A 21,338-nucleotide genomic window follows, 5' to 3' on the forward strand; every position below is an offset into this window, starting at 1 on the left:
TTATATCCTATGGCGGGACATAGTCATTGGGCACAGATAAAGCACAAAAAAGCCAAGGTAGATGCACAGAGGGGCAAGCTCTTTAGCAAAATCATAAGGGAGATCACCGTTGCAGTCAGAGAAGGGGGTCCAAACCCGGAAACCAACTCAAGACTCAGAACTGCCATAGAGAACGCAAGAAGGGTAAATATGCCTGCGGAAACCATAGAAAGAGCCATCAAAAAGGGTGCCGGTGAGCTGGGGGGTGAGTCTTACGAGGAGGTGCTATATGAGGGGTACGGTCCTGGCGGTGCTGCCATAATGGTGATGGCTACCACAGACAACAGAAATAGAACAACTGCGGAAATAAGACATGTCTTTTCCAAACACGGTGGTAATCTTGGGTCTTCGGGTTGTGTATCTTACATGTTTGAAAGGGTTGGGTATATGGAAGTGCCAAAGGAGGGACTGTCAGAAGATGTGCTTTACGAAAAGGCTATAGAAGCAGGTGCAGAAGACATAGAAACGGGTGAAACCTCTTATATAATTTACACAAAGCCCGAGATGTTTTACACGGTAAAAGACAGTCTCTTAAAGGAAAATATACCTGTTGAAAATGCAACCATAACATACAAACCTCTAAGCACAGTGCAGATAACTGACCCAGAAACTGCTAAAAAACTCATAAAACTTCTTGACGCCCTGGATGAGCTTGATGATGTACAGAACGTGATATCTAACTTTGATATACCGGAGGAGGTGCTGAGAGCGTCCGCATGAAAAGTGTTTACACAGAAAAGGCTCCAAAACCTGTAGGTCCGTATTCTCAGGCGGTCATATGCGGTAGCTGGCTCTTTCTTTCAGGTCAGATAGGTATAGACCCACAGACGGGGCTTATTAAAGACACTTTTGAGGAGCAGGTAAGGCAGATTTTTGAAAATGTAGAAGGGATTTTAAAAACCGCAGGTGCGGACAAAAATAGCATAGCCAAGGTGGTGGTTTATCTAAAAGACCTTTCACTGTTTGCCACCTTTAATGCCCTTTATCAGGAGTTTTTAAAAGATGTTGAGGTAAAGCCAGCAAGGACTACCGTAGGCGTGAGTGAGCTTCCCTTAGGAGCCATGGTGGAGATAGATATCATCGCTGCCGTAAAGCAGGAAAGAGGATAACCTCCCTTATAGAGTCCACATCCGCAAGGAGCATCACTAATCTGTCTATACCTATGCCCTCTCCAGCAGTGGGGGGCATGCCATACTCCAAGGCGGTAATAAAGTCCTCGTCCATCTGCATAGCCTCCTCATCCCCCATCTCCTTCTCCTTTATCTGCTGTAAAAACCTATCTCTCTGTTCTATGGGATCGTTAAGTTCCGTGTAAGCGTTGGCTATCTCTTTTCCGGCTACAAAAAGCTCAAACCTTTCTACCAGGTCTTCATCTTCTCTGTGGGTTTTGGCAAGCGGTGAGAGCAGTTTGGGAAAGTCAATCACAAAAGCGGGACCTATAAGCTCGTCCTCCACCAGCACATCAAATATCTTGTCAAGAAGCTTAGCGTGAGTAAGCTCCTGTGCTTTGGGAATGCCCAGCTCGGCGGCAAGTTTTCTGACTTCTTTTTCGTGCCTTAAAAAGAAATCCTTGTCTTTGCCGGTTTTTTCCAAAAGAAGGTCAAAGTATCTGTATACTTTGTAAGGGGGGGTAAAGTCAAGGGTGTAGTTCTGATAGGTTATCTTAAGGCTTCCCACGAGTTTTTTAAGAAGGTGAGAGAAAAGCTCTTGGGTGAATTCCATGAGGTCCTTATAGTCCCAGTAAGCGCAGTAAAACTCCAGCATGGTAAATTCTGGATTGTGAGTGGTGTCCACGCCTTCGTTTCTGAAGTTCTTGCCAAGCTCGTAAACTCTGTTGAAGCCTCCAACAATAAGCCTCTTTAGGTAAAGTTCGGGTGCTATCCTTAGGTATAGGTTCTGTTCCAGGTAGTTGTGATATGTGATAAAAGGTTTGGCGTTGGCACCAGAGGCAATGTGTTGAAGGACTGGCGTTTCCGCCTCTATAAATCCTCTCTCTTCAAGGAACTTTCTTATCTCCGAAAGGAGTTTACTTCTGAGCAGGGTTATTCTTCTTGCCTTTTCGTTGGATATAAGGTCCAGATACCTCTGTCTGTAGCGAACTTCCACATCCTTTAGTCCGTGCCACTTTTCTGGTAAGGGATGGAGACTTTTGGCAAGCATTTTAAAGTCTTGAACCTCAACAGTTAATTCTCCAGTGCTGGTCCTGAAAAGCCTTCCCACAACTCCTATCACATCTCCCAGGTCAAAAAGGTCATCAAACACCTTAAACTTCTCATCTCCAACTACATCCTTTTTTATGTATATCTGCACTTTTCCCGTCGCATCCTGAAGGTGTCCAAAGATGGCTTTGCCCATACTTCTGAGAGATACAAGTCTCCCAGCAAGTCTGACTTGATAAAAGTTGGGGTCAAAATCGTAAGCTTCTTTTAAACTCTTTATGTCTATCGCCTGATTATCAGAAGGTTCAGCATCCTTTAAAGTTAGCTTCCCTTCGTATCTTACCAGCTTACCCTTAAGGATGTACTCCTCTCCCTGATTCAAATTGTGCGCTGTGATAACGAGCATTTCAACACCTTCTTGGTCAGCAACTCTCACCAGAAAGCCTTCATCTATCTTGGATACCCTCTTGACTTTACCCTTTATACACACCTCCTCTCCCGATGGGTCTTTTTCAAACATCTGCCTTATATCCTCTATGAATCTATCTACCTCAAACTTGTGAGGATACGGATTGTCAAGTTCTTTCAATTTTTCAAGTTTTTTGAGTCTCTCCTGATCCATAGCTTTATCATTATAGCAAAATGTGCTATAATTTTTTCCATGCCAAAGCTGTCACCCAGAGACATCAGAAGAAAGATACAGGGCATAAAAAACACCCGTAGGATCACCAACGCGATGAAGGTTGTCTCTGCAGCTAAGCTCAGAAGGGCTCAAGAGCTTCTTTACGCATCAAGACCATACTCAGAAAGGCTTTATCAGGTGCTGAGGGATCTTTCTGGACATATAGACCCAGAAACACATCCCCTTCTTGAAAGAAGAGAGGAAAAACAAGCGGATATTATAATCATTACCGCGGATAGAGGTCTTGCAGGTGCTTTTAACTCAAACCTCATAAAGAGGGCTGAGGAACTCATAAACGAAAAGCGCTCCTTGGGTGTGGGTGTGAGCTTGATACTCATAGGAAGAAAGGGCTTTCAATACTTTTCCAAAAGGGGATACCAAGTTATAAAGGGCTACGACGAGGTATTTAGAAAGGAGATAAACTTTTCTGTGGTAAAGGAGGTAGGGAAGATAGTGCGTGACAGGTACGCCAGTAGGGAAACTGATGCCGTGTATCTTTTAAACAATGAAATGGTCACCAGGGTAAGTTATAAACCGATGATGCGCGCCTTCCTTCCCTTTGAAAAGCCACAGGATGGAAGGGAGGATTACGGCGTTTATGAGTTTGAAGTAGAGAAAGAGGAGTTTGTAAGTAAGCTGGTGGACCTTTATCTGAATTATCAAATATACAGAGCTATGGTGGAGTCTAATGCTGCCGAACACTTCGCAAGGATGGTGGCTATGGACAATGCTACAAGGAATGCGGACGAGCTTGTAAGGACTTGGACGCTCATATTCAACAAGGCAAGGCAGGAAGCCATAACTTCCGAGCTTATTGACATAGTAAACGCAGTGGAGGCTATGAAGTGAGCTTTATAAACTTCTCTGGAGGAAAGGTATGAATGGGAAGATAGTTCAGATCATAGGGGCTGTTATTGATGTGGAGTTTGAAGGTGAGGATCTGCCACCTGTCAGACACGGACTGAAGACCAGGAGGAGATTCATTGACGACAGGGGCAACTGGGCAGAGGAGGACCTCTACCTTGAGGTGGCACAGCACATAGGAGAGAAAAGGGTCAGATGCATAGCCATGGGAGCTACAGATGGATTGGTGAGGGGTCAGGAAGTTGAGTACTTGGGTGGTCCCATAAAAGTGCCCGTAGGGAGAGCCACCTTAGGAAGGATATTCAATGTAGTAGGACAACCTATTGACGAGGCAGGAGAAGTAAAGGCTGAAGATTACTGGCCCATGTTTAGAGAACCTCCCCCCTTGGAGGAGCAATCTACCAAAGTGGAGATATTGGAGACGGGTATAAAGGTAGTGGACCTTCTTGAACCTTATGTCAAGGGTGGTAAGGTAGGTCTCTTTGGTGGTGCGGGTGTTGGCAAAACTGTCCTTATGCAGGAGCTTATTCACAACATAGCCAAGTTTCACAAGGGCTTTTCGGTAGTCATAGGGGTTGGAGAGAGGACGAGGGAAGGTAATGACCTCTGGCACGAGATGAAAGAGTCAGGCGTCCTTCCCTACACGGTGATGGTTTACGGACAGATGAACGAACCACCCGGCGTGCGCTTCAGAGTTGCTCAAACAGGCATAACTATGGCAGAGTACTTCAGGGATGTGGAAGGTCAGGATGTGCTTGTGTTTATAGACAACATCTTCAGGTTTGTTCAAGCAGGGTCTGAGGTTTCCACACTTCTGGGAAGGCTTCCTTCCGCAGTGGGTTATCAGCCTACGCTAAACACCGATGTAGGTGAGGTTCAGGAGAGGATAACTTCCACCAAGAAGGGGTCTCTCACATCCATACAGGCAGTGTATGTGCCAGCTGACGACATTACGGACCCTGCACCTTACTCAGTCTTTGCTCACCTTGATGCCACCACCGTTCTTGCCAGGAGGCTTGCGGAGCTTGGTATATATCCAGCTGTGGACCCCCTTGAATCCACATCCAAATACTTAGCTCCCGAGTTTGTAGGCGAAGAGCATTACACGGTAGCCATGGAGGTAAAGAGAATACTACAGAGGTACAAAGAGCTTCAGGAGATCATAGCTATACTGGGTATGGAAGAGCTCTCCGAAGAGGACAAAGCCATAGTAGGTAGGGCAAGGAGGATACAGAGATTCTTAGCTCAACCCTTCCATGTGGCGGAGCAGTTTACCGGTATGCCGGGCAAATATGTAAGACTTGAGGATAACATAAGAAGCTTTAAGGAGATACTCACAGGCAAATACGACCACCTTCCCGAGATGGCTTTTTACATGGTAGGCACCATAGAAGAGGTGGTGGAGAAAGCCAAGGCTCTTGGGGCAAAGGTTTGAGGAAGGACGGCAGAAAGCCTAACGAGCTAAGACCCATAAGAATAGTCAGGGATTATTTGCAGCATCCCGAAGGCTCTTGTTTAATTGAGTTTGGAAACACTAAAGTCATATGCACCGTATCTGTTCAGGATGGTGTCCCACCCTTTTTGAAGGGGAAAGGTCAAGGCTGGATCACTGCGGAATACTCCATGCTCCCAAGGGCAACCATCACCAGAAACGTAAGGGAATCAGTGCAGGGAAGGATAAGCGGTAGAACCCACGAAATACAGCGCATGATAGGAAGAGCTATGAGAACTGCCCTTGACCTTACCAAGATAGGGGAGAGAACCTTTTGGATAGATTGCGATGTTATACAGGCAGATGGTGGAACAAGGACAGCTTCCATAACGGGTGCCTTTGTAGCTATTGCTGATGCGGTTATAAAACTATACAATGAGGGTATTTTGAGTAGCACGCCTATAAAGGATTTTGTAGCGTCTGTGAGCGTTGGGACGGTAAACGGACAGATACTTCTTGACTTAAACTACGAAGAGGACTCAACTGCCAGTGTGGATATGAATGTTGTAGCAACAGGCTCGGGAAGAATATCTGAGATCCAGGCGCTGGGAGAGGAAAACACTTTTAGCAGAGAGGAGTTTGACAGGATGCTATCTTTGGCTCTTGCAGGTATATCTCAGCTCATAGAATTGCAGAGAGCCTTTTACGAAATTGTGGGAAATGTATGGAAGAGAAAAAATGTAAAGGAAGCAAGGTTGTAATTTACTTAAATCTGGAACACAGCTCCTCAAGCACCTGTGATATGTCAACGCCTCTTATGGTTAGAGCGAGGAGCATGTGATAGAGCATGTCAGAGAGCTCTGCCTTTATACTTTCCGGATCTCCGTTTTTTAGGGCTATAAGGCTTTCTACCGCTTCCTCTCCAAACTTTTGAAGGACTCTGTCTTCACCCTGCAAGAATAAACTGTAAGTGTAAGAGCCTTCCTTTTTCTCCTCTATTCTGCTCTTTATAACATCCTGAAGTCTTTGAAGCACCTCAAAAGGCAAGACCTTATTTGCTTTCTCTCCCCATATATCTCTAAAAAAACAGTTTCTCTCTCCCGTATGACATGCCACATCTTTCTCCTGATACACCATGTATATAAGAGCATCTTCATCGCAATCTACCCTGACCTCTACAACTCTTTGAAGCTCTCCTGAAGTCTCGCCCTTCTTCCAGATGGACCCTCTTGACCTTGAGTAGTAGTGAGCATAGCCGGTTTCAAGAGTCTTTTTCACAGCTTCCTCATTTGCCCAAGCAAACATCCGTACCTCACCCGTTCTGTAATCTTGAGCTATCACAGGAATGAGCCCGTTTTGGTCAAACTTAAGGTTCATCATAGCATCACGCCATAGTTTCGTAAGATTTCTTCGCCATAAAAAGCTGATACTTTATGGCTCTTGAAACCATGTCTATGGTTCTTATTATCTCCTCGGAAGAGAAAACATCCATCTCTGACCCCAGCCTCTCCATAAGGGATACAACGCTCTTTATCCTTGATATTATCGGCTGGCTTTCCACCTTTATGTGTTCTATAAATATGGGGGAAGAGGCTTCTATATAAGGCAGCATAAAACCTGTCCAAGAGAGAGCTTCCGCAGTGATCATGGTTGCATACTCTCTTGTGTAGTCATCAGATGTATCCTGAAGAGCATTTATTATCTCCAATGTAATATCCAGCATCTCCATGTGAGTGTATAACATATCAATAGCTGTGGATACAGACAGTTTAGCTTTTTTATCCTCTGTAAGCAGCATTAGGCTTGCCAATTTTTGCTGAGCTGTAATGAGCTCCTCAAGCCTCTCTATGAGCATGCGTAAGGGAATGTCTCTCATAGTATATACCTGGAAAGCTCAACATCTCTTACTATGTTTTCCAGCTTTGCCCTGACGAACTTGGTATCTATTATGATGTGCTGTCCTTCCATTTCTGGTGCGTTAAAGGATATGTCTTCAAGGAGCTTTTCCATGACTGTGTGTAGGCGCCTGGCTCCTATGTTTTCCGTCTTTGTGTTAGCTTCTTCGGCTATTCTGGCTATCTCTTCTATAGCATCGTCCGTAAACTCTATTTCTACACCTTCTGTTTTTAAAAGCTCTATATACTGTTTCGTAAGAGCGTTTTTTGGCTCTTTTAAGATGCGCACAAAATCTTCTTTAGTGAGGGGGCTTAGCTCTACTCTTATGGGAAACCTTCCCTGAAGCTCCGGTATGAGGTCCGAAGGCTTTGCCATATGAAAGGCACCGGCTGCAATAAAGAGGATGTGGTCCGTTCTCACAGGTCCGTATTTGGTCTTGACAGTTGTGCCTTCCACTATGGGTAAAAGGTCTCTTTGCACACCTTCTCTCGAAACTCCGGGTCCTGCACCAGGAGTTTTCACCGCTATCTTGTCTATCTCGTCTATGAATATTATTCCGAAGTTCTCAGCCCTCTGTATAGCATCACGGGATACCTCTTCCATATCTATGAGCTTTTCTGCCTCTTCTTGCTCAAGCAAAGATAGAGCTTCTTTTACTTTCACCTTTCTTCTTTTCCTTGTTGGCATCATGTTACCCAGCATGCTCTTTATCTGTTCCTCAAGCTCTTCAAGTCCCGGCGGTCCTGCGATACCAATCATAGGCATCATCTTCTCCTGAAGGTCTATCTCTATAACCTTCTCATCCAGCTCACCACTTCTTAGCTTTTCCCTCATTAGCTCTCTTTTACCTGTGTCCTGCTGCTCCCTTACACCAAAGCTGAGCTGTTGAGGGACAAGATAGTCCAGTATTCTCTCTTCCGCAGCTCTTTTGGCTCTCTCTTTTACCTTCTGGATCTTTTCCTGCTTTACCATCTGGTAGGATACCTCTACCAGCTCCCTCACCATAGATTCTACATCTCTTCCCACATAACCTATCTCTGTATACTTGGTTGCCTCCACCTTTATAAAGGGTGCTTTTATAAGCTGAGCCAGTCTTCTGGCTATCTCTGTTTTGCCTACACCAGTAGGACCTATCATAAGTATGTTTTTGGGTGCTACCTCTTCCCTTATGTGCTGGGGAAGTTTTTGCCTTCTCCATCTGTTTCTGAGAGCTATGGCTACCGCCTTTTTTGCTTGCTCCTGACCGACTATGTACTTGTCCAGCTCCTCTACGATCCTCTTGGGTGTTAATTCTTCCAGAAGGTCAGAAAGGGATTTCGTCATCATCATTAAATTCGCTCCTGGTTATCTCCTCTTCTGTTTCTCTCACTATCCTATCAAGGAAAAGGTCCAGGTCCTCAGGAAAAATTTCAAACTCAAAGCTCACAGGAAAAACTCTTTTTATCACATCAATTGGTGGACTTCCTATGCCTATGGACGGTAATGTACTTTTGGGAACTCTTCTTGAGGCTTCCGTGTAAGCCATTCTGTATGCTGTCCTCAGAGCTGTTTCTATGTCGTTGAACCTTTCCACCTCGTCGCCAAACTCGTAAAGCACTATGTCGTAAGCGCTCTCTTTAAAAGCCTCCCAATCTTTTATGTCAGTTATATACTTTCTACCTTCCCACTCTTTGGTGCTGACTACGCTCTCGTCAAGGAGCTTAAAAGACACTATGTAGTAATCTATAAGGTATCTGTCTGCATAAACATCTGTGAAGAAGAAAAATTCCATAGTTTTTATAATATAGCACACATGGAAGTAATTTCCAGTTCTGATAAGGAAACTATTGAAATAGGAAGAAGACTCGGGAAGTCGCTAAAAGGCAACGAAGTTATATGCCTTTTGGGGGAATTGGGAGCTGGCAAAACCACCCTGGTGAAAGGTATCGCCCAAGGTATGGGTCTGCTGGAAGGCTATCAGGTAAGGAGTCCCACTTTTACCATTGTTAATGAGTATCCTACCCAAAAGGGCAGACTCATACACATAGACCTTTATAGAGTCAATGACTTTGACATAAAGGAGTTCATAGGACAGGGAGTATTGGTGATAGAGTGGGCAAAGAATATAAATTGTTGCGACATAACTATAAGCATTGAGTTTGTACCACAGGGTAGGCTCATTAAAATCAGGTAAGCTGTCTTGTGTGGCAAAGTTTGTTTAGATAAACCAGTGTGCTTTTTTCACCTTCCATGTGGATCTCGGTTATACCCGCGTTGTCCATGTGAATGTTCCAGAGGTTTTCAAGACCTATGCCCGTAAGCAGGCACACTATGGCGTGAAGCGTCCCACCGTGTGCAACTATGAGCATGTTTTGGTAATGGCTACTTTTCACATCTTCCAGAAAGCTTCTTACTCTCTTTTCAAACTCCTCCATGCTCTCCTGTGTAGGTAAGGGATGCTTTACAGGGTTTGAAAGCCAGTTTAAAAATACATCTTTATGAGCCTCCAACATACTCCAAAAATGTTTTCCTTCGTATTCTCCAAAAGACATTTCCCTTAGGCGCTCATCTACCACCAACTGAGTACCCAGCATATCACTTATGGTTAAAGCAGTCTTGTAAGCTCTCCTCTGAGGTGAAGAGTAAATAATATCCACTTTCTTTTTTAAAAATTCCCGTGCCAAGAGTCTTGCTTGAACAAAGCCCAGAGGCGTAAGGTCGCTATCAAGCCTACCCTGAAATATGCCCTTCTCGTTATACTCGCTCTGCGCATGCCTGACCAAATACAAACGCTTCATAAAGTATATTTTAAAAGTTCAACACACTCCTCACTGGCAAGCACTATCTGACCGTCCTTGCCCACAAAAAGCCTTGCCTTTCCTAAGGTGTAGCACACGCCTGAAAGCCAGCAGGCAACCGCATCCAGCTCGTCCTGAAGGTATTCTCTCACCTCCAAGTTCAGGTTTATATGCCTGTAAAACCTTACTATGGCTTCCCTGTCCCTTCTACTTATTCCAGCACTATCATAAAAGGCTCCCGGGTAGGTTTCAAAGACTCTCTTATTCTGTTTTTTGAAAAGGTTTGCAAGGAAAATGGCTCTCTTGGTTAGCATCCTCATGGGTCCTAGGGATAGGGGAAAAAACTTTATCCCTGCTTTTCTTAGCTCCATGTCGCACTCTCTAAAGTGAGGTCCGGGCGTTTCTAAGTCTTTCCTACCTTCGGGTAAAGATAGAGGAGCGTCTATCATGATGAGGTCAAAACTCTGAGCAAGGCTCAGAATCTCCTCGTCCTTATACACGCACCCAACTTCCAGCTTTTTATCCTTCCAAAAGGCATAGCCGGTTGGTCTTTTGGGACTTCCTGCAAGATCAAGACCGAGAATTTTATCCAAAGTATCTCCTGAGAATGTCAAGATATCTATCAAAGCCCTTCTTTTCTATGCTTTTAGGAAGTTCCGCTTTTACCCTTGGTGCTATAAGATAAATGTCTATTCCCTCCGTCTCTAAGATGAGATTTTTGTAAATGCTTCCCGTGAGTGCTCCTTCTCTTCTGGGCTTTCCAAGAACTATCTTTGTTATACCCTCTCTCTTGGCGTAGCTTATAATTTCCTGAGCCACATTTTTGCCCTTTATGCACTCCACCCTGCCCCCGAGCCTTCTTGCCAAATCCAGAGCCTTTTCCAGCCACTTTTTCTCCTCTTCTGTAAAGTCCTTGCTTTTCTCGGTTTCTACAAAAAGCGCTATCCATTCAACTCCCCCAAGCTCAGAAGCAATTCTGTATGTAGCTCTCACCAGCTGGCTGGCATACGGACTTGCATAAACTCCCACAAGGATTTTCTCTTTGAGCCCCAGAGGAGTGGTGATACCTCTCCTGCGCAGGTAGTTTTTCAGCTTCTGGTCAAGCTGGTCCGCCACAACTCTCAGAGCTAATGTCCTTAGAGCTATGAGATTGCCTATCTTGAAGAACCTTCTTCTTGCCTCCTCCGCCATATCTTTCACGTACACTTTACCTTCGCTCAGTCTCACCAGAAGCTCCTCAGGCGGAAGGTCTATAAGTTTTATCTCCTTTGCATCCTTTATAAACGGGTCAGGCACACTCTCTCTGACTTCTACTCCCGTTATTTGATATATAAGGTCTTTTAGGCTCTCAAGATGCTGGACGTTCATGGCAGTAAAAACGTCTATGCCAGCCTGCAGAACTCTCTTTATACTCTGGTATCTCTTCTCCTCTGAAAAGCCCGGAGGATTAGTGTGGGGAAGCTCGTCTATTATAACTATCTGGGGCTTTCTCTGGATTATCTTCTCGTAATTTACCTCCCTCAGCTTTAGTCCCTTGTAATCGTAAATGACCGGCTCTATAATCTCTAAATCTTTCAGAAGAGCCTCAGTTTCCGCTCTGCCATGAGTTTCCACATAACCCACCACTATGTCAATGCCTTTCTCAAGCAGAAGGTGCGCATCGTAAAGCATAGAATAGGTTTTGCCCACTCCCGGTGCGTATCCAAAGTAAACGGTAAGGTAGCCCTTACCCACATCAAATTCCACATTTTCAACGGACTCTACCAGCTCAAGGAGCTCTTCGGGACTTGGTCTTTCTTCAAGGTCTTCCATGAGTGCTAATCTCCATGAGTTTTAAAAGTTCCATGTTTAGCTTCAGTATATTTACCCTTTCCTGTCCCATTATGCCAAGAGTCCTACCCTCAGTGTGCTTCTCTATAAGCTTTTTCAGCTCTTCTTCCGTCAATCCTGTCTCTTTTGAAACCCTCTTTATCTGAAAGTATACAGCGGAAGGTGGGAGGTGTGGGTCAAGACCGCTCCCTGAGGCAAAAACCAGGTAAGAAGGCACAGGCATTTCATTGAAAAGCTTTACTCTCTGGCTTACCCGTCTGTAAAGTTCGGGGTTGGTGGGTGCTAAGTTGGAACCCCCACTGCTGAGGGGGTTATAGTCCACTGCGGACGGTCTGCTCCAGAAGAGACCTCTGCTGACAAAGGGCTGAGCTATGAGCTCAGAACCCACAGGTTTGCCATCTTTATAAATTATGCTTCCCTTTGCCTTTTCCTTAAAAAGGAGCTGGGCAAGACCGGTAATCACGAGAGGGTATATCAACCCAGTTATGGCGAATAAGAAGATATAAACTCTAAAGGTCTTCCACATGGCTTACCTCACAAAGAGTTCTATAAGGTGATATATGAGCTTTATAAACACGAAGGGAGCTATTATCCCACCAAGACCGTAGACCAGAAGGTTGTAGAGAAAGAGCCTGCCGGGAGAGATAGGCTTGTAAAAGGCTCCTTTCAGTGCCAGAGGGGTTAAAGCTGGAATCACCAGAGCGTTGAAAATGACCGCAGACAGGATGGCTATGTATGGATTTTCAAGATGCAGAATGTTTAATTTATTAAGGTCTGGATAGATGGGTGCAACTGATGCAGGAACTATTACAAAGTACTTGGCTATATCGTTAGCTATGGAAAAGGTGGTGAGGGTTCCTCTGGTGATAAGCATGCTTTTGCCTACTTCCACGATGTCAAGGAGTTTGGATGGGTCTGAGTCTAGGTCTATTATGTTGGCAGCTTCTCTTGCAGCCTGAGTTCCTGCGTTCATGGCAACTGCCACATCCGCCTGTGCAAGAGCGGGAGCATCGTTGGTCCCGTCCCCCGTCATGGCAACTACATAACCCTGAGCCTGAAGCTCTTTCACGAGTTTTAGCTTGTCCTCCGGCTTTGCCTCAGCCACAAAGTCATCCACTCCCGCCTCCTTGGCTATGGCAGCAGCAGTAAGGGGATTGTCTCCCGTAATCATTATGGACTTTATGCCCATGCTTCTGAGTCTGGCAAGCCTTGCCTTTATGCCTTGTTTGAGAACATCTTTTAGAGCCACCACTCCAATTACTTCTTTGTCCTTTACCACCACCAGAGGGGTTCCTCCCGACATGGCTATCTTTGCCACCACAACTTCCACCTGGTGAGGTACCTCTCCTCCAAGTTTTTGGATGTAGTCTCTTACCGCGCTAAAGGCTCCCTTACGGTAGCTGTGTCCGTCTACCTCCACACCGCTCATCTTGGTTTCTGGTGTAAAGGGGATGACTTTAACATTTCTGGGAAGCGCATCTGAGCGCACTCCAAGGGTTTTTTTGGCAAGTTCCATTATACTCTTACCTTCTGGAGTCTCGTCCGCTATGGAAGCTATCATAGCTGTCCAGACACAATCCTCAAAGCTGTGATTACCAACGGGTATAAACTCTGAAGCCATACGGTTGCCAAGGGTTATAGTTCCCGTCTTGTCTAGGAGCAAAACGTTGGCATCTCCCGCTGCCTCTATGGCTCTTCCGGAGAGAGCTATCACATTTCTTCTAAACAGCCTGTCCATACCCGCAATACCTATGGCTGGCAGGAGTGCCGCTATGGTGGTGGGTGCAAGACTCACAAAAAGGGAAGCCAGCACAGCAAGAGACATGGGTTCTCCCCTATTGCTGACAGCAACAAGATACTCTGAAATAGCCCGAGCGTTGAAGGCTACCAGGAGAAATACAACGGTCAGAGATACCAAAAGTACCTCAAGAGCAATCTCATTGAGTGTTTTTCTGCGTTTTGCCCCCTCTATCATGCTTATCATCTTGTCCAGGAAGGTCTCTCCTGGATTTGCGGTGATACGCACCACTATGTTTCCGGCCACCACCTTGGTGCCTCCCAAAACTGCGCTCCTGTCAGAGCCTGCCTCTCTTAAAACTGGTGCAGACTCTCCCGTGACCGCTGCCTCATTTACAAGGGCAGCACCCACCACTATCTCACCGTCGCCGGAGATTAGCTCTCCTTCCTGCACCAGCACAAAGTCTCCCTTTTTCAGCTCTGTAGAGGGTACTTCCACAAAGGGAGCGTTTGGATCAGGACTTTCCAGCTTTTTTGCCATGATGGTGGTTTTATAACTTTTTAGAGACTCTGCTCTTGCCTTACCTCTGATTTCTGAAAGACTTTCCGCAAAGTTAGAAAATATCACAGTAAGCCACAGCCAGAAAGCGGTCCATCCACTGAACCACGCAAGACCTTTTTTAACTCCGGAAAGCTCCAGGAAGAACTCAATAGTTATTATCAGGCTTGCCACTTCAACGAGGAAGATTACGGGGTTGCGCCAGAGCTCTAAGGGATTTAGTTTCCTGAAGGAATCCAGCAGAGCCTCTATTATAATATCCCTGTTAAATACAGATACATCCCGTTTTTTCATGGCTACCTCATCCCATAAAGCAGAAAGTGCTCCAGCACAGGACCCATAGAGAGCGCAGGGAAGAATCCCAGCACATTGAGTAAGAGCACGGTAAAGACCAGCCACACCGCAAAGGTAAGGCTGTCTTCTCTCAGGCTTCCGGAAGCCACTGGAACCAGCTTCTTCTGGGCAAAACTTCCTGCCAGCACAAGCACCGCAAATATCACCACAAACCTGCCTGCAAACATGGCAAAGGCGGTGGTTAGATTGTAAAATACAGTGTTGGCGTTTAGTCCTGCAAAAGCACTGCCGTTGTTGTTGGCAGTGGAGGTATAAGCATAAAGCACCTCGGAAACGCCGTGAGGACCAGGGTTAAGGATAGAACTTGTTCCCGCTTTAGTTAAAAGAGCTATGGAGCTCAAAACCAGAACCAGGAGAGTAGGAGTAAGAGCAGTCACTACACTTGCCCACATGTCCTTTGGGTAGAGCTTTTTCTGGAGAAATTCAGGCACCCTTCCAACCATAAGCCCTGCTATAAAGGAGGCTATTATCATATAGGCAAGCATTCCATAAAGACCAGCTCCAACTCCTCCAAAGACCACACCCGCACCCATAAGCATAAGGAGAACCATACCCGCTAAAGGAAGGTAAGAGTCAAACATACCGTTTACCGCACCCGTCTCTGTAGAGTCTGTGACCACTCCAAAGAGAGCAGAACCACCAAGGCCGAACCTCGTTTCCTGACCTTCCACATATGGACCGCTTATGCCAAGTTTTTCGAAGCTGGGTGGAAGCTGGCTCATAGCCCAGTACTCTGTAAGGTACGCACTTGTAAAGAAAAAGAGCATGACGCCAAATATCACCCAGCCAAGCTTTTGCCTACCTGTTAGCTTTCCGAAGGTGTAGGTAAGGGCGGTGGGAATCAGAAGCATAAGAAGACACTCAAAGAAGTTGGAAAGGGGTGTGGGATTTTCAAAGGGATGAGCAGAGTTAGCCCCGAAAAATCCACCCCCGTTGGTTCCAAGGAGCTTTATAACCTCCTGAGAAGCTACCGGTCCCATAGGTATTATCTGCTCTTTACCTTTAAGAGCAGGGTCTAATAGCTCCACTTTCAAATAAGGGTCAAGGTTTTGAATAACCCCCTGACTTACCAGAAAGAGCGCGCCGGCTATAGATATGGGTAAAAGCACATAAAGGGTAGCTCTGACCATGTCCACCCAGAAGTTGCCTATGTATGGCGTTTCTGTTCTCTTTAGCCCTCTTATGAGAGCCACAGCTACCACTATGCCCGTAGAGGCAGAAAGGAAGTTCTGGACAGTAAGACCCAGCATCTGAGATGCGTAGCTGGCTGCACTCTCTCCCGAGTAAGCCTGCCAGTCGGTGTTGGTGACAAAGCTAACTGCTGTGTTGAGAGCCATGTCCCACGAAAAACCATTAAAGCCCTGCGGATTGAGAGGCAGCAGGTTTTGAAAGAAAAGCACTAGAAACATAACCACCAGACCTATCACGTTGAAAGCAATCCGATGGGTCTATATTAAGGACTCTGTAGATGAGCCTCTCACCCGGCAGGGACTCTGCACCAAACACCTTTGCCATATAACTACCCAGCAGGGGTGTGGTTATGAGGAGGATTAAGATAAAAAGAAGAAACTGCAGAAGGTCTCTTATGCAGGATTCACCACACACGGCTTTGCCTCCTTTTTGGTAGAGAATACTCCATAGTTAATACTAAAGCTTTGAATTATCAAATTGCTCATATCCATGATGCTTGTTGGGCATATATTTAATGTTGTAAAGGAGGAGGGTAATATGGGTATTTATGTAATGTTGACTAAAATATCGCCGTACGCAGTTAAAAATCTGGAAAAGCTAAAGGAGATAGAACAGCACGCCGAAAAGCTTATTGAGGAGAACTGCCCGGGTGTGAAGTGGCTTATGAATTTGGTGGTTTTCGGTCCTTATGACTACCTTGACATCTTTGAAGCCAGTAGCGATGAAGAAGCGGCAAAGGTTGCCATGATAATAAGATCCTTTGGTCATGCTACCACAGAAACTTGGCCTGCCATAGACTGGAAGGACTTTAAAAGCTTATTGGATAAGATCAAGATAGACTACTCCTGACAGCCCTCACAAAAGCTTCCATCTTTTGGTGGTCCTTTGTGCCCGGCTGCACTTCTATACCTGATGAGACATCAACTCCATAGGGATTTACCTTTCTTACTGCCATTTGCACATTCTCAGGAGTTAAGCCACCAGATAGAATTATGCGAAACCCATTTTTGACAAGCTCCTCTGCTATGCTCCAGTTGAAAGTCTTGCCAGTCCCACCGTAAAGGTATTGTGAGTAAGTGTCCAAAAGCACTGCATGAACTTGTCTCCACTCTTGAGATATATAAATCTTCTCCTTGACTCTGAAAGCTTTTATAACCCTTTCAAATCCCACCTTCTTTGCAAAGTCAAAGCTTTCCTCACCGTGAAGTTGGATGAGATCAACACCTATATCAAGAACTTTTTTTACATCTTGATAGTCAGGATTGACCATGACCGCCACCTTTTTAACAGAGTTTGAAAGGCTTACCAGAGCTTTTAGCTCTTCAGAGCTTACATATCTGGGGCTTTTGGGATAAAGCACGAAACCCACATAATCAATTTTTAGAGATATAGCCTTTTCCAAGTCTTGAATTCTTTTGAGCCCGCAAAACTTTATCTTAACCATAGAAGAGACTTCTGAGCCTTACCATCTCCCTTAGATGTATCTGGCCTTCAGCCACCGCCTCATCCACAAAAGCGTAAGATATCACTGAACCAAAAGCAAAGCCTGCAAGTCTTGATACGCTACCCATCTTACCCATACATATGAGTATCTTCTCTCCTTCTTCTTGATGACCTACACATAAAAGCCTTGCCACATCTTGGTAGGAGTTTGCTTTGGTAGCCACCTTGACTATGTCCGCACCCCATCGTCTTGCTTCTCTAAAGATTTCTCTGAGGATCCAATCGGATGGAGTCATCTCAAAGTTGTGATAAGAGATGATGAGCTTTTTGCCTGAGGATTTTACTGCTTGCCTTACAACAGGTATTATATCCTGCGAGGAAAGCTCTATGTCTGTGTAATCACTGATAGGTGATAGCTCTCTAAAGAGCTCCTCGCGATTTTCTATGTGCGTGCCACCTTCTTTTTCGCTCCTTATGGTGAGGATGGTTTTCAGTCCTACTTTATGCACCTCTTCTATGAGATTTTTTATGCGCTTTACATCAAGCTTTTCAAACATATCAACTCTGAGCTCTACCATGTCAGCTCCAGCCTCTTGACAAGCTTTCAAACCTTCCTGAAAGTTTCTGTCGTTTAGAGGTACGGCTATGAGCATGATTATCTTCTTACTCTTCCCAATACTTTAAGCGGTAATCCAAACACTTTGGTGAAAGCAGCACCAGCTTTGTGGTCAAAAGCATCTTTCTCCGAGTAAGTGGCAAGCTCCTCCACATAAAGGGAGTTGGGTGAGCTTCTTCCTACCACCACTGCAGAGCCTTTGTAAAGCTTTATTCTTACACTCCCACTTACCAGCTTTGATAAGGTTGATGTAAAGGCGTCCAAGGCTTCCCTGAGAGGGGAGAACCAAAGCCCTTCGTAAACTATCTTTGCATACTCGTGGGGCACATGGCTCAAAAAGTAGTGGTAGGTAAATCTGTCGGTGGTCAAAGAGAGAAGCTCTCTGTATGCCAGATAGAGCAGCGTAGCACCCGGAGCTTCGTAAACTTCTCTGCTTTTTATACCTACCAATCTGTTCTCCACCATATCTATCCTTCCAACACCGTGCCTACCTGCCAATGTGTTAAGCTCAGAGATAAGCTGGCTTAGAAATTCGTATCTCTTTCCATTTATGGATGTAGGCAGTCCTTCCTCAAAGCCTATCTCCACATACTCTGGTTCATCGGGTGCTTTTTCTGGAGATGTAGTCCACTCAAAGGCGTCTTCTGGGGGTTCTCTGAGGATGTCCTCTATAGGTCCGCACTCAATTGACACACCCCAAAGGTTCTTATCTATGGAATAAGGCTTTTCCTTGGTGACCTTTACGGGGATGCTGTGCTTTAGTGCGTACTCTACCTCCTCTTCACGAGATTTAAACTCCCACTCTCTCACGGGTGCCAGCACCTGCACGTTGGGGTCGAGCGCCCAAACAGAAAGCTCAAACCTCACCTGATCGTTGCCCTTCCCGGTTGAGCCATGAGCTACAAAGTCCGCTTTGAACTTCTGCGCATAATACACCAGCTTTTTGGATATTAGAGGTCTTGAAAGAGACGCGCTGAGAGGATACCTACCTTCATAAAGCGCCAGAGCTCTCAAGGTGGGTAAGCAGTACTCCCTGGCAAACTCCTCCTTGAGGTCCTCCACTATTGCCTCAACGGCACCAGCCTGCCTTGCTTTCTCAGGTATATGGCTTAGTTCCTCTCCCTGCCCCACATCCGCCGTATAAGTTATGACTTCATAACCTTTTTCTGTGAGCCATCTTACCATCACAGAAGTGTCCAGTCCGCCCGAATAAGCTAAAATAACCCTCTTTGACATAATCAACATTATAGCAGTAAACACACTGGTGTGAGTTTTTAACCATTTCTTAACCGTTCCTTAACCTGTTTTTAACGCTCTATCCGTAAACTAACGCCAAGATCAAAGGAGGTAAAAAAATGAAGAGAATGATATTTTTCAGCGCAGTGTTGGGAATTGGTGCCGTCTCCGCCTGCGGTGGCGGTGGAGGTAGTTCTGCACAGCCCATTGCCATAGATTTTGCACCCCTTGGCATACCAAACACAGACCAGGAGCATGTAAGCTACAAGGTGACGGACAAGCTTATAGTCACTTACAGCGACGGAAGCAAGAAGGAGTTTCCTCTTAGCTACGAGGTGCTTCTCCAGTCTGGGGACCAGATGGGAAGCTATAAGTGGGGACAGCTGCTGGATGTAAACGCGCAACCCATGTCTAACATAGCTTACACAAAGGGTGAAATATCTTGGAACCCTGATGCCAACAGCCTAATAAAGACCTCTGATGGTAAATACTTCATAATTACCCACTTTGAAGAGCCTCCCGGCATGCTATACGCCTCAGAATTAGACCCTAACACTCTCAAGGTAAAAAGCATCACTCCCATAGACTTTAGCTCAGTAGGTGGTACTATCATCAACTGTGCAGGTTCACAAACTCCTTGGAACACTCACTTAGGAGGTGAAGAAGACTACGACTTAAACAGCATATACTCAGTCAGCGCAGGGGGTAAAAACCCAGCCTATGTTCAGTGTACAAAAGATAGCAACGGCTACTTTACAGGAAACGATGTAAATGGTAAGTCTAATTACTTCTGTGGTTATGTAGGTGGGGTACAAAGATATCTTAAAGACCTTAACATAGATCCAAGCAATGGCTACTTGGGAGATAAGTTTAACCTCTACAACTACGGTTATATAGTGGAAGTGGCTTACACAAACGGAAAATGGGATGTGGCAAAACACTACATTACTGGCAAATACACACCAGAGATGGCAGTAGTGATGCCAGACAGGAAAACACTTTATATGAGTGACGACGGGGACTACAAGGGACTCTACAAGCTGGTCTTAAACCAACCGCAAAACGGTTTTAACAAAAACTGGTGCGGAACACTTTATGCAGCAAAAGTAAAACAACTATCAGACCAAAACGGTGGTACCTTTGATGTAAGCTGGATAGAGCTGGGTAAAGCCTGCGACAGTGAAGTAAAAGCCATTATAGACAAAAAGCCCCTTCTTACTGACATATTTGACGTAGAAGACCCCAGCGCATGCCCTACCGACCAAGGCTTTAAACTTATAACAGAAGATAGAATAAATGAATGCTTAAGGCTAAAGGTAGGTCAGTACAGGTCTTCTAAATTTGCTTCCGATGATGAGGTGAAAAAGGCTGCCGCGTTCCTAGAGACCAGAAAGTATGCAGCTTACCTTGGTGCCAGCATAGAGTTTAGAAAGGGTGAGGGGCTTGCCTACGACCCAGATAACAACGTACTCTACTATGCCATCACCGAGATAGGCGGTTCTATGGCCGATGGTAAAGGAGATATAAATCTACCTAATAACATGTGCGGTGCTGTTTACAGACTGGTGTTAGACCAAAACTACAACGCCTACAAAATGGAAGGTATTGTAATAGGTAAACCAATAAATAGAGATCCAAACGACCCTGATTACCAAAAGTACGGACAAAAATGGGCATGCCACCCTGACTACGTAGCCAACCCAGACAACCTCAAATACATAGGCTACAACACCCTCCTAATAGGTGAGGACACATCTTATCACATAAACAACATGGTGTGGGCTTACAACGTAAAAACTGGCAAGCTTACCAGAATAGCTTGGGTGCCTACAGGAGCTGAAGTTACTGGTGTATTTGCCCACGGACTGGTAGGAAACAACTACACCATGACTCTAAACATCCAACATCCATTTGTAGACACTTTCAGAAATGCAGATGGTAATCCAGTAAACTCAACCTACAACGACCAGAACAAGGACAAAAGAAAAGGTATACTTGGCATCATCAAAGGTATACCAGCAGGGCTTTTAAAACTAACTCACTAAAATGAAAAAGTACCTTCTTCTTTCTCTAGCTTTTATAACTTCATGTGGTGGGGGAGACAAGGAGAGCTTCATAAAAGAGTTAGAGCAAAAAAATAACATCAGCTATACAAAAGTGGAGAACTTCGGTGCTTACATACCACCACAGTGCTACACTAAAACCCTTGATTCTGATGGAACGGTTCACAATCCCTGCTACACCTGCCACACACAGGGAACTCCTCCTAACTTCTGGAACGATACAGATCTTCAAGAATCTTATAATTTTTAATTTTCCAGAAAAGATGCTAAAGAATCCATACATTAATCTCTTCATAGACAAAACAGCATTTGTAAATTCTATCTCCGACCAGGAGATAATAAACTACGTAAGAAACTCTAACTATCTGGACAAGGTAAACCCCGGTCAGGAGACGGGAATAAAAGAGCTCATATATTGAGTCTGCTTTGGCTTTCTATGAAAGACTATATTATCTTATTT

23 protein-coding genes and 1 pseudogene are annotated in these 21,338 nt (G+C 45.1%); 10 read left to right on the forward strand and 14 right to left on the reverse strand.

All coding sequences use genetic code 11. The features are described 5' to 3' along the window. Positions 1-9 precede the first annotated feature (9 nt). The gene (locus HTH_RS00870) at positions 10-759 is read left to right on the forward strand and encodes a YebC/PmpR family DNA-binding transcriptional regulator (protein ID WP_012962822.1); all 750 of its coding nucleotides are present in this window, start codon (positions 10-12) and stop codon (positions 757-759) included. Next, on the forward strand, positions 756-1,148 hold the full coding sequence (locus tag HTH_RS00875; RefSeq protein WP_012962823.1) for a RidA family protein: 393 nt from the start codon (positions 756-758) through the stop codon (positions 1,146-1,148). The genes HTH_RS00870 and HTH_RS00875 overlap by 4 nt, the downstream gene beginning before the upstream one ends. Here the strand turns inward: HTH_RS00875 and lysS are convergent. Next, entirely contained in the window at positions 1,117-2,820 is a 1,704-nt protein-coding gene (gene lysS, locus HTH_RS00880; RefSeq protein ID WP_012962824.1) for a lysine--tRNA ligase, read from the reverse strand. The genes HTH_RS00875 and lysS overlap by 32 nt on opposite strands. 39 nt (positions 2,821-2,859) lie before the next feature. Here lysS and HTH_RS00885 point away from each other — a divergent pair, with 39 nt between their 5' ends. The 3 genes from HTH_RS00885 to rph are packed head-to-tail and all read left to right on the forward strand — an operon-like array spanning position 2,860 to position 5,937. After that, positions 2,860-3,729: a F0F1 ATP synthase subunit gamma gene (locus HTH_RS00885; protein WP_012962825.1), complete on the forward strand. Its 870-nt coding sequence runs from the start codon at positions 2,860-2,862 to the stop codon at positions 3,727-3,729. Positions 3,730-3,757: 28 nt separating this feature from the next. Then, positions 3,758-5,179 carry a F0F1 ATP synthase subunit beta gene (gene atpD, locus HTH_RS00890; protein WP_012962826.1) on the forward strand — a complete coding sequence of 474 codons (1,422 nt, stop codon included), beginning with the start codon at positions 3,758-3,760 and terminating at the stop codon, positions 5,177-5,179. Further along, positions 5,176-5,937, forward strand: coding sequence for a ribonuclease PH (gene rph / locus HTH_RS00895; protein ID WP_012962827.1), 762 nt, complete (start codon positions 5,176-5,178; stop codon positions 5,935-5,937). The genes atpD and rph overlap by 4 nt, the downstream gene beginning before the upstream one ends. A gap of 1 nt (position 5,938) precedes the next feature. Here rph and hisIE read toward each other — a convergent pair whose 3' ends face one another. The 4 genes from hisIE to HTH_RS00915 are packed head-to-tail and all read right to left on the reverse strand — an operon-like array spanning position 5,939 to position 8,843. Then, positions 5,939-6,556: a bifunctional phosphoribosyl-AMP cyclohydrolase/phosphoribosyl-ATP diphosphatase HisIE gene (gene hisIE / locus HTH_RS00900; protein WP_012962828.1), complete on the reverse strand. Its 618-nt coding sequence runs from the start codon at positions 6,554-6,556 to the stop codon at positions 5,939-5,941. Between the two features lie 4 nt (positions 6,557-6,560). Beyond that, positions 6,561-7,052 (reverse strand): hypothetical protein, encoded by a 492-nt coding sequence (locus tag HTH_RS00905; RefSeq protein ID WP_012962829.1) that lies wholly within the window; start codon positions 7,050-7,052, stop codon positions 6,561-6,563. Then, positions 7,049-8,401: an ATP-dependent protease ATPase subunit HslU gene (gene hslU / locus HTH_RS00910; RefSeq protein ID WP_012962830.1), complete on the reverse strand. Its 1,353-nt coding sequence runs from the start codon at positions 8,399-8,401 to the stop codon at positions 7,049-7,051. Before hslU ends, HTH_RS00905 begins: the two co-directional genes overlap by 4 nt. After that, on the reverse strand, positions 8,376-8,843 hold the full coding sequence (locus tag HTH_RS00915; RefSeq protein WP_012962831.1) for a hypothetical protein: 468 nt from the start codon (positions 8,841-8,843) through the stop codon (positions 8,376-8,378). The genes hslU and HTH_RS00915 overlap by 26 nt, the downstream gene beginning before the upstream one ends. A gap of 21 nt (positions 8,844-8,864) precedes the next feature. Here HTH_RS00915 and tsaE point away from each other — a divergent pair, with 21 nt between their 5' ends. Then, positions 8,865-9,245, forward strand: a complete 381-nt coding sequence (tsaE, locus tag HTH_RS00920; protein WP_012962832.1) for a tRNA (adenosine(37)-N6)-threonylcarbamoyltransferase complex ATPase subunit type 1 TsaE — start codon at positions 8,865-8,867, stop codon at positions 9,243-9,245. On the opposite strand, the gene HTH_RS00925 is transcribed toward tsaE, so the two are convergent. From HTH_RS00925 to kdpA, 6 genes and pseudogenes are all read right to left on the reverse strand, one after another. Further along, the gene (locus HTH_RS00925; RefSeq protein WP_012962833.1) at positions 9,238-9,849 is read right to left on the reverse strand and encodes a histidine phosphatase family protein; all 612 of its coding nucleotides are present in this window, start codon (positions 9,847-9,849) and stop codon (positions 9,238-9,240) included. The two genes, tsaE and HTH_RS00925, sit on opposite strands and share 8 nt — an antisense overlap. Further along, positions 9,846-10,442, reverse strand: coding sequence for a DUF429 domain-containing protein (locus tag HTH_RS00930; protein WP_012962834.1), 597 nt, complete (start codon positions 10,440-10,442; stop codon positions 9,846-9,848). Before HTH_RS00930 ends, HTH_RS00925 begins: the two co-directional genes overlap by 4 nt. Then, positions 10,435-11,661: a histidine kinase gene (locus tag HTH_RS00935; RefSeq protein WP_012962835.1), complete on the reverse strand. Its 1,227-nt coding sequence runs from the start codon at positions 11,659-11,661 to the stop codon at positions 10,435-10,437. The genes HTH_RS00930 and HTH_RS00935 overlap by 8 nt, the downstream gene beginning before the upstream one ends. After that, complete coding sequence (gene kdpC, locus HTH_RS00940; protein ID WP_012962836.1) at positions 11,648-12,205, reverse strand: potassium-transporting ATPase subunit KdpC; 558 nt, start codon at positions 12,203-12,205, stop codon at positions 11,648-11,650. The genes HTH_RS00935 and kdpC overlap by 14 nt, the downstream gene beginning before the upstream one ends. Positions 12,206-12,208: 3 nt before the next feature. Beyond that, on the reverse strand, positions 12,209-14,269 hold the full coding sequence (kdpB, locus tag HTH_RS00945) for a potassium-transporting ATPase subunit KdpB (protein ID WP_012962837.1): 2,061 nt from the start codon (positions 14,267-14,269) through the stop codon (positions 12,209-12,211). A 2-nt stretch (positions 14,270-14,271) separates the two neighbouring features. Further along, a pseudogene (kdpA, locus tag HTH_RS00950) lies at positions 14,272-15,916 on the reverse strand (potassium-transporting ATPase subunit KdpA). A 141-nt stretch (positions 15,917-16,057) separates the two neighbouring features. Between kdpA and HTH_RS00955 the strand changes: the two are divergent. Next, entirely contained in the window at positions 16,058-16,369 is a 312-nt protein-coding gene (locus HTH_RS00955) for a GYD domain-containing protein (protein ID WP_012962840.1), read from the forward strand. Here HTH_RS00955 and HTH_RS00960 read toward each other — a convergent pair. The 3 genes from HTH_RS00960 to HTH_RS00970 are packed head-to-tail and all read right to left on the reverse strand — an operon-like array spanning position 16,350 to position 18,815. Then, positions 16,350-16,964, reverse strand: a complete 615-nt coding sequence (locus HTH_RS00960) for a phosphoribosylanthranilate isomerase (RefSeq protein WP_012962841.1) — start codon at positions 16,962-16,964, stop codon at positions 16,350-16,352. The two genes, HTH_RS00955 and HTH_RS00960, sit on opposite strands and share 20 nt — an antisense overlap. Next, positions 16,957-17,616, reverse strand: a complete 660-nt coding sequence (aroD, locus tag HTH_RS00965) for a type I 3-dehydroquinate dehydratase (RefSeq protein ID WP_012962842.1) — start codon at positions 17,614-17,616, stop codon at positions 16,957-16,959. Before aroD ends, HTH_RS00960 begins: the two co-directional genes overlap by 8 nt. Positions 17,617-17,618: 2 nt before the next feature. After that, entirely contained in the window at positions 17,619-18,815 is a 1,197-nt protein-coding gene (locus tag HTH_RS00970) for an argininosuccinate synthase (protein WP_012962843.1), read from the reverse strand. A gap of 119 nt (positions 18,816-18,934) precedes the next feature. Here HTH_RS00970 and HTH_RS00975 point away from each other — a divergent pair, with 119 nt between their 5' ends. Genes HTH_RS00975 through HTH_RS09860 form a run of 3 tightly spaced genes read left to right on the forward strand, consistent with a single transcriptional unit; the run spans position 18,935 to position 21,297 of the window. Next, positions 18,935-20,860, forward strand: coding sequence for a PhoX family protein (locus HTH_RS00975; protein ID WP_012962844.1), 1,926 nt, complete (start codon positions 18,935-18,937; stop codon positions 20,858-20,860). A gap of 1 nt (position 20,861) precedes the next feature. Then, positions 20,862-21,128: a hypothetical protein gene (locus tag HTH_RS00980; RefSeq protein ID WP_012962845.1), complete on the forward strand. Its 267-nt coding sequence runs from the start codon at positions 20,862-20,864 to the stop codon at positions 21,126-21,128. Between the two features lie 13 nt (positions 21,129-21,141). Beyond that, the gene (locus HTH_RS09860; RefSeq protein WP_158298087.1) at positions 21,142-21,297 is read left to right on the forward strand and encodes a hypothetical protein; all 156 of its coding nucleotides are present in this window, start codon (positions 21,142-21,144) and stop codon (positions 21,295-21,297) included. Positions 21,298-21,338 lie beyond the last annotated feature (41 nt).

It is taken from the genome of Hydrogenobacter thermophilus TK-6 (assembly GCF_000010785.1).
GTDB lineage: Bacteria > Aquificota > Aquificia > Aquificales > Aquificaceae > Hydrogenobacter > Hydrogenobacter thermophilus.

Bases quoted from the DNA above. Each gene is read 5' to 3' on its own strand.
- HTH_RS00980 (WP_012962845.1), top strand. From the start codon at position 20,862: ATGAAAAAGTACCTTCTTCTTTCTCTAGCTTTTATAACTTCATGTGGT.
- HTH_RS00905 (WP_012962829.1), bottom strand. From the start codon at position 7,052: ATGAGAGACATTCCCTTACGCATGCTCATAGAGAGGCTTGAGGAGCTC.
- HTH_RS00870 (WP_012962822.1), top strand. From the start codon at position 10: ATGGCGGGACATAGTCATTGGGCACAGATAAAGCACAAAAAAGCCAAG.
- HTH_RS00915 (WP_012962831.1), bottom strand. From the start codon at position 8,843: ATGGAATTTTTCTTCTTCACAGATGTTTATGCAGACAGATACCTTATA.
- HTH_RS00935 (WP_012962835.1), bottom strand. From the start codon at position 11,661: ATGGAAGACCTTGAAGAAAGACCAAGTCCCGAAGAGCTCCTTGAGCTG.
- HTH_RS00970 (WP_012962843.1), bottom strand. From the start codon at position 18,815: ATGTCAAAGAGGGTTATTTTAGCTTATTCGGGCGGACTGGACACTTCT.
- HTH_RS00875 (WP_012962823.1), top strand. From the start codon at position 756: ATGAAAAGTGTTTACACAGAAAAGGCTCCAAAACCTGTAGGTCCGTAT.
- hslU (WP_012962830.1), bottom strand. From the start codon at position 8,401: ATGATGATGACGAAATCCCTTTCTGACCTTCTGGAAGAATTAACACCC.
- kdpC (WP_012962836.1), bottom strand. From the start codon at position 12,205: ATGTGGAAGACCTTTAGAGTTTATATCTTCTTATTCGCCATAACTGGG.
- HTH_RS00885 (WP_012962825.1), top strand. From the start codon at position 2,860: ATGCCAAAGCTGTCACCCAGAGACATCAGAAGAAAGATACAGGGCATA.
- lysS (WP_012962824.1), bottom strand. From the start codon at position 2,820: ATGGATCAGGAGAGACTCAAAAAACTTGAAAAATTGAAAGAACTTGAC.
- HTH_RS00955 (WP_012962840.1), top strand. From the start codon at position 16,058: ATGGGTATTTATGTAATGTTGACTAAAATATCGCCGTACGCAGTTAAA.
- aroD (WP_012962842.1), bottom strand. From the start codon at position 17,616: ATGCTCATAGCCGTACCTCTAAACGACAGAAACTTTCAGGAAGGTTTG.
- HTH_RS09860 (WP_158298087.1), top strand. From the start codon at position 21,142: ATGCTAAAGAATCCATACATTAATCTCTTCATAGACAAAACAGCATTT.
- tsaE (WP_012962832.1), top strand. From the start codon at position 8,865: ATGGAAGTAATTTCCAGTTCTGATAAGGAAACTATTGAAATAGGAAGA.
- hisIE (WP_012962828.1), bottom strand. From the start codon at position 6,556: ATGATGAACCTTAAGTTTGACCAAAACGGGCTCATTCCTGTGATAGCT.
- HTH_RS00925 (WP_012962833.1), bottom strand. From the start codon at position 9,849: ATGAAGCGTTTGTATTTGGTCAGGCATGCGCAGAGCGAGTATAACGAG.
- kdpB (WP_012962837.1), bottom strand. From the start codon at position 14,269: ATGAAAAAACGGGATGTATCTGTATTTAACAGGGATATTATAATAGAG.
- HTH_RS00960 (WP_012962841.1), bottom strand. From the start codon at position 16,964: ATGGTTAAGATAAAGTTTTGCGGGCTCAAAAGAATTCAAGACTTGGAA.
- HTH_RS00975 (WP_012962844.1), top strand. From the start codon at position 18,935: ATGAAGAGAATGATATTTTTCAGCGCAGTGTTGGGAATTGGTGCCGTC.
- atpD (WP_012962826.1), top strand. From the start codon at position 3,758: ATGAATGGGAAGATAGTTCAGATCATAGGGGCTGTTATTGATGTGGAG.